The sequence below is a fragment of the Pseudoalteromonas sp. 20-MNA-CIBAN-0454 genome, assembly GCF_040308685.1.
GTDB classification, from domain to species: Bacteria; Pseudomonadota; Gammaproteobacteria; order Enterobacterales; family Alteromonadaceae; genus Pseudoalteromonas; species Pseudoalteromonas nigrifaciens.
In genome coordinates this window covers 1-6,519 of the sequence record NZ_JBEOOB010000064.1, presented here as the reverse complement: position 1 = coordinate 6,519, position 6,519 = coordinate 1, and the positions used below count along the sequence as shown (strand labels likewise).

Here is a 6,519-nt window from a genome sequence, read left to right as displayed (position 1 = left end):
GCTCCGAATTTATCATTGAGCAGGTATTTTTAGATAATCAGAACATCGATGCTAGGTGTGGTTCGCTAGACGCTTACGCAGATGCTGCGATAATTGTAGTTATGTTCGTGGTTGTGATATCTAGCATATTTCAGTTATCTCGCTACTTTTATTAAGGTGTGCATAACAGTGTAATAGTACGGTCCCTGCGGTCCATATATTAGTTTTTAAAGCCAAACGGGTAAAACCTTGACTTCAGACATTTAAATTCTAACTGTCCGATTATCGATCACTGCTGAACTTCGCAAAAGTGCCAATTGCGGACATTGATAGCAACGCTCAATTAAGGTGTAAGACACACGATACTGATGCTGTCACATACCCCTTAATCATTAAAACCGACGCATAGTAAAAATGCCATGCGTGCCGAACCCCTCTTAAATTGTGTTAGGTGTGTTCTAAATTAGTACTTTTTGAAGTTATCTAAGCTTCTTCCACCTTCACTGGATATATTTAAAATACGGCAAACAACTTCAAAATACTGAGGCTCAATACCTTCGATTTCTTTGTATTCGCCATGATCGTTAAGTGATCGAATCGTCGGGTAGTTTCCCCACAAGTTATTGCTAGTTATATAATCATTTACTTGTGTGTGTTTTGAGAACCCATTTGCCTTAAAGATACCTATATATTCTTGAATTTCTGAATTCTCGCCTTGGCTTAAACTCATCCCTTTCAAAACGCTATTTGCTCTATACTTTGTACTGTACTCCTTATAAAGTAAATACTGTTTCTCGAACTTAGTGTTACCACATGAGACTAACAGTTGGAGTTGGTGCCAGCTCAATTTCACTATATTTGTAATGTGTATTGTTGAACTGTGCCCCTTTCGATTCGTCATCTGAACGATTTCATTTACCTTAAAGAGCGCAATTTGGCGGTAGACCACCGGGTCATACTTGAATTTTCTTTCAGCTGCTACCGCTGTAGGGAAAAGAGCTTTATGTTGCTTAGTCGATGAAACTTGAGGTGTCACAAGTCGAGCAGTCACTCGTTCAGGCTTGGGGGCTGGGTCAGGTTTTAATGCTTCTTCAATCGTTTTTCCAATCTGCAATTTTCCGAGTACTTTTTCTGCAGCCGTCCGACTAAATTCTTGATGGATTAACTCTCCATTTTGAAAAATGCCATAATGTGTCCCAAGACTGTTACTGCTAATTCTATTAATTTTAAAACTCATTCTTTAACTGACCTCATGAACACTTAATGCCGCCAGCACGCACGGTTTTGTAATGGTGGCGAAGCCGCAACGAAAAGTAGTCGCTGTGCCTGGCCTTGTTAGCTTTGTCCCGAAAGCAAATCATATAAATGCGCTTTGAATTCATCTGTATGAAAGCATTGTGTCGTAATGTCTAAATACTTATATGCTGCCTCTGATTTTTTTAGAAGCCGTTTATCCCTCGATACTACACACTTAAAATAGGACCCGTTAAATGCGTGACGACTATCAGCTAAGCGTGAACCTTTTTTGTACGTCCTCTTTGAGTCACTCCAGAAGCCGAATGTATCGATAAATGAAAACAAACTAACTAATTTACAGTTCCGTAGATGAGATTCTATATTTGCGCCCATTGACTCCCATACCTGGGAGAAGTGCTCTCGCATATTCTGCTCAGAGTAATCCAACATATCGTTAAGCGTTCTCGGAGGATCTATTTGTCCTTCTTCACGCTCATACTCGTAATTTGATAGCGCCGAGTTTATCTTGGTAATCGCTTCTTCAGCTGATAGGTTATTTAGGTCATCCGTTGACAGGCCATAAGCAGTTCTAGCCTCTAACTGCTGCTCGAAAGAAATAAAATTAGCAAAATCAGCTTCCCAATTTTGAGATAATGAAACTTCGTTTATTGTTTCATAAACCTGAGTAGTAGACTCAGTACGAAATTGAAGACTATTGATACTGTGTTCAAAATAAACATTACGGCTTAAGTCAGATAACAGCATCAGCCTAGATTCGTTTCTAGCTTGCCTTTCGTTGTCTGTAATTTCAGAAATTTGCTCTGCGGAAAATGGATAACAGTATGGTCCTTCATAAATGCTCCTCATGACTAGCCCAAGAAGATCGTTCTCGCGCCCATCGGCCATATCAATGATGACATTACTATCCAAGTAAACGGGAACTCTTTCCACGAAACCTCCTGGGGCTAACCAATTTAATAGTGCGCTCATCGCGCATATTTCCGACGACTTAACGCTCATTTATCTACTTTATATAGTTTTAACAAATTACTTAAGGTATTACTATCACTAAGTTTTCTAAAACTTTAAAGTAAGTTTAATAGAATAATACGCGTGCATTGTTCATATATTATTAGCATATGAGCAAAGAACAATTTGAACAATCAATTTACTTATATTTAGCCAACCTCAATGACCGGTTTTCGCTCTATGCTGCCACCTAAAAAATTAAGCTTTAAAACGCAGTAAGCGCATATAAAATGCGCTTACTGGGAGTAATTTACTTTAAGCTAACTTTTAAAGTTAGTGCCTAAAGCTTGATACTAACGCGGGTATACCTGGCAGCATGCCTACCATGGCCATTACGCTGGTTAGTAGTACAAACATGACCAGTGGAATGATCCAGCGGCTCATGCGGGTGAGTTCTTTACTTCTTTCTTTACAGCCAATAAAGCCTAAGTTGTCTAGCAATATGGTGAGTGACCAACCAAATGCTGGGTTAACTAAGCTTGAAGCAAATACTACAATAGCAGCTGATTGGGTGGTTTTACCTACGCGGGTCATTTCCATGCCGGCTTCTAGTAGTGGAATAAATACCCCTACTATTAGCGCTACACATAGCACTGGTTGCCAAATTGCAAGGTCCATAGGGTAGCCCCATACGCCGGCAATAATACAAAATAGTGCGGTTAAAATAGCGCCTGCTGGTATTGGGCGTTTAGCAATGGCTGCTGGCACTATGTAAGTGCCCCACGATGATGCAAAGTTAGCGCCGCCCAGTAGCGAGCCAAAGGTTTGCCTAACTGATGCGCTAAGCATGGTGTCGTCTATGTTCATTTGTACTTTTTCGGTACGTTTTGGGTAGCTTATTTTTTGAAATACCTGATGGCCTAAAAAGTCCGGCGACCACATAGCAACAGCAAGCACTGCAAATGGCAGTACTACTACAAAGCTTTCTAGAGTAGGTAGGCCTAACATCCAGCCGGTGTCTTCGCCCCACCAGTACATAGGGTTCATGTTTGGCAGGCCCGGTGCAGTATGAAACTCAAACGGTGCGCCTAATGCAAAGGCTATTGCGCCGCCTAAAATACAGCTAAGTGGTACGGCTAACCAACGCTTTTTAAAATGCTCTAACATGGCATATAAAATTATAGTGGAAAAAATAACAATAAAGGCAATGTGGGTCATATCGATGGCTTCGGCCCATGCAAACAGCTTTTTAACTTGCGAGGTTATGCCTATAAACCCTAGGTAGAGTAAAAGCCCGCCACATACGCCTTTACTGGTTAGTTTAGCCAGTAGGGTTCCGCCTTTACTTATTGCCAAAATTAAACCAAAGGCTGCTATGAGCAAGCCAAATGCCATAGGGTGGCCCCCTGCTGCAACTACAATTGGAATTAACGGAATTAAAGGACCATGAGTACCGGCTAAGTTAGCGGTAGGTAAAATAAAGCCTGAAAACAAAATAATAAAAAAGGCGACGATAAGTAATTCGTAACGCACGTTTTCTAAAACAAAAGCGTCGCTTAAACCCAGTGGGCTTGCAAACGTTGCGGCAATAGCGGCAACCATAACCACTTTACCTATGGTGGCAGCCATTGCAGGAATAGCGTCTTCAAATTCGAATCTGTAGTCTCTAAAGGGTAAGTTTGGGCGCCAGCGTTTAGGCTGCATAATTTGCAGCTCGTGTTCTAGGTATTCGTCTCGGCTATTAAACTCAGAGCTAGGCTTGTGTAGATTTTTATAGCTATTGGTAGCGGTTTGAGTATCCGCTCCTGGTTTGGCATCAGATGAAATATCATCTTGCGGCGTGGTATTCATGGCTTCTCCTGCAACATAGTTGCTCACTCAAAATAAAAATACAGCTTTGTTTAAAGCAAATAAAAATTGAGGCGGCAGGATAAAGCAGCTAGCAACAGATTACGATTAGTCAAAGGTCTTGTATGAAACTATTTAGTAACATTTATATACCTATAGCTGAATGTAGTATTTGATGTTAAATGTGATTTTTATTGTTTTTAAACAGATGGTTAGCTTATTTTTATAAAGGTTAAAGTGCAATGCGTTGTTTTTTAGCACTTACAGCAATAATAAAAATTAAAATAATTTTATCTGCATTTATATTATGTTGTTTAAGAAAATAGGGCATTTAGCCATGCTTTAGCTGATAATTTAACTAAAGTTTGGTTATTGATACAAAAATAACGCAGCAAAATAATAACGTGTGGCTTTGCATCTCTCTATAATTAGTAGGCTATTGCATGCGAGCTTAATTGCTTTAACAAGGATAAAAAACAGTTTACTGTTTTTGTTAGCGTTCATCAGATAGAATCCGCCTTATGATTTTTACTTGTTAAGTATTTTCAAAACCGTAACGTTTAAATAGCGAGACCTTCTTATCCTTTTAGAAAATGATACAAAACCAATGAATGATATAACGATAGCAACCCACAACGGTACTTTTCATGCAGATGATGTTTTTAGTGTAGCTGCACTTAAGTATATTTATCCTTCTTTTAAACTTATACGCACCCGCGATATGGAGCTTATAAGCAAAGCCGATGTTGTGATTGATGTAGGTGGCGAGCATAACCCAGAGACAGGCCGTTTTGATCACCACCAACGTGGCGGTGCCGGGGCGCGTGAAAATGGTATTCCTTTTTCTTCATTTGGTTTAATTTGGCAAAAATATGGCCTTGAAATATGCCAAGGAAGCCAAGAAACAGCCAATGCAATTGACTCTGGTTTAGTCTCTACTATTGATGCAATTGACTGCGGCCATGTTGAAGGCGTTGCTAAAGGCATTAGCCTTAGCCAAACTATTTCAATGTTTAACCCAACGTGGCAAGAAGAGAGTAACTTTGATGCCTGTTTTGATGAAGCGGTTGAGTTTGCATCGCGCATTTTAACTCGCTTTATAGCTGCGGCTAACGGTGGCATTAATGCAAAAGCAATTGTTGCTAAAGCGATTGAAAATGCAGCTGATCCACGCGTAATTGTGTTAGAGCAATACACACCGTGGAAAAAAACCGTGCATGCGCTTTCTGATAAAGCATTATATATGGTTTATCCTTCGCACTCTGGCCAGTGGATTGTGCAAACTGTACCGGTTGAGCCAGGATCGTTTGAAGACCGCAAGTCACTCCCAAAACCGTGGGCTGGTTTATCTGATAAAGAATTTCAGGACGAAACTGGGCTTGAAGATGCTGTTTTTTGTCATAACGGTTTATTTATTGCTGGCGTAAAGTCGTTTGCAAGTGCGATGAAAATGGCAGCAATGGCGCTAGAAGCTTAGTAATATAGGGCTTTAAAAGTGCTAGTCGCTAAAATTAATATTTACGCGCATAAAAAAACGCTAGCAAGTTAAGCTAGCGTTTTTAATTATGCCTAAAGCCTAAAGCCTAAAGCCTAAAGCCTAAAGCCTAAAGCCTAAAGCTTTATTCTTTAACCGCTATGGCTATTTCTACTTCATCAGCACTTTTGTAATATTCGTAGTCGCTGCTGTAGGTACGGGTAAAACGACAGTCGTCTGAGCTAAAGTATTGCCAAATTTCGCCCCACAGGTCGATTACCGCATCGGGCATTTCACCTGTCCCGTTAAATACTAAATAACTCCCTGCCTCGGTAGTTACTTTTACTGACTTTTGATCTCCAATCGATAAGTCGTCGCAACAGGCTATTACATCAAATTCACCGGTTACATCGCTTTCATAGTTAGTGTAAACACCATACGTTTTTGTATTTTTTGTTAGCTGTTGTCCATGCTTTTCACCAAATTTTTGCCAAAGCTCCGTTATTTTTGCAGTGCCAGAGTTCATTTCATCGGCGTTACACGTTCTTACCTTTAAACCAGTTAAAGTTATACTTGGGAGTTGCTTTACTTGCATTATGACCTTCCTTACTTCAATCACTTAGCTTTAACGTAACTATAACGTAACAGAAAAACCATTATGGACTGTAACTATTTATAAGTCCTTTAAATTATTTAATTTGAACTCTGGTTAAGGGATTTATTATTACAGCAATTATAAACTCTCTTTTATCAACTTTTGCCGTAAAACACCGTTCCTTTAGGTCGGTGATATAAGGCAATAGTCGCGAAGCGACTAAGTGGGTTGTTCCTTTTTGATTAACTGTATATAATAACAGTATGGTTATTCGCAAAGCTTATAAATTTCGTTTAAAAACAACACCCTATATTAACGCTAAAATGGCGCAATATGCGGGGAATTGTCGATTCTTGTGGAATAAAGCCTTAGCGATTAACTTATTTAAGTTACAGAATAAACAAAAAATTTGCTACTA

The 6,519-nt window shown here is 39.6% G+C and carries 6 protein-coding genes; 2 read left to right on the top strand and 4 right to left on the bottom strand.

Going from position 1 to position 6,519, the window contains the following annotated elements:
- Positions 1-442 precede the first annotated feature (442 nt).
- The 3 genes from AAEZ22_RS17705 to AAEZ22_RS17695 form a co-directional block, all read right to left on the bottom strand.
- Positions 443-1,216 carry a hypothetical protein gene (locus AAEZ22_RS17705; protein ID WP_352298236.1) on the bottom strand — a complete coding sequence of 258 codons (774 nt, stop codon included), beginning with the start codon at positions 1,214-1,216 and terminating at the stop codon, positions 443-445.
- A 98-nt stretch (positions 1,217-1,314) separates the two neighbouring features.
- Positions 1,315-2,166 carry a hypothetical protein gene (locus AAEZ22_RS17700; RefSeq protein WP_182681565.1) on the bottom strand — a complete coding sequence of 284 codons (852 nt, stop codon included), beginning with the start codon at positions 2,164-2,166 and terminating at the stop codon, positions 1,315-1,317.
- Positions 2,167-2,517: 351 nt separating this feature from the next.
- On the bottom strand, positions 2,518-4,035 hold the full coding sequence (locus AAEZ22_RS17695) for a DUF3360 family protein (protein ID WP_197182624.1): 1,518 nt from the start codon (positions 4,033-4,035) through the stop codon (positions 2,518-2,520).
- Between the two features lie 604 nt (positions 4,036-4,639).
- Here AAEZ22_RS17695 and AAEZ22_RS17690 point away from each other — a divergent pair.
- Positions 4,640-5,509, top strand: a complete 870-nt coding sequence (locus AAEZ22_RS17690; RefSeq protein ID WP_197182623.1) for an MYG1 family protein — start codon at positions 4,640-4,642, stop codon at positions 5,507-5,509.
- Between the two features lie 142 nt (positions 5,510-5,651).
- Here AAEZ22_RS17690 and AAEZ22_RS17685 read toward each other — a convergent pair whose 3' ends face one another.
- Positions 5,652-6,101, bottom strand: a complete 450-nt coding sequence (locus tag AAEZ22_RS17685; protein WP_011329668.1) for a GyrI-like domain-containing protein — start codon at positions 6,099-6,101, stop codon at positions 5,652-5,654.
- 263 nt (positions 6,102-6,364) lie between these two features.
- On the opposite strand from AAEZ22_RS17685, the gene AAEZ22_RS17680 reads away from it, so the two are divergent.
- The coding region (locus AAEZ22_RS17680) for a helix-turn-helix domain-containing protein (protein WP_350547310.1) at positions 6,365-6,519 on the top strand (155 nt) is incomplete at its 3' end.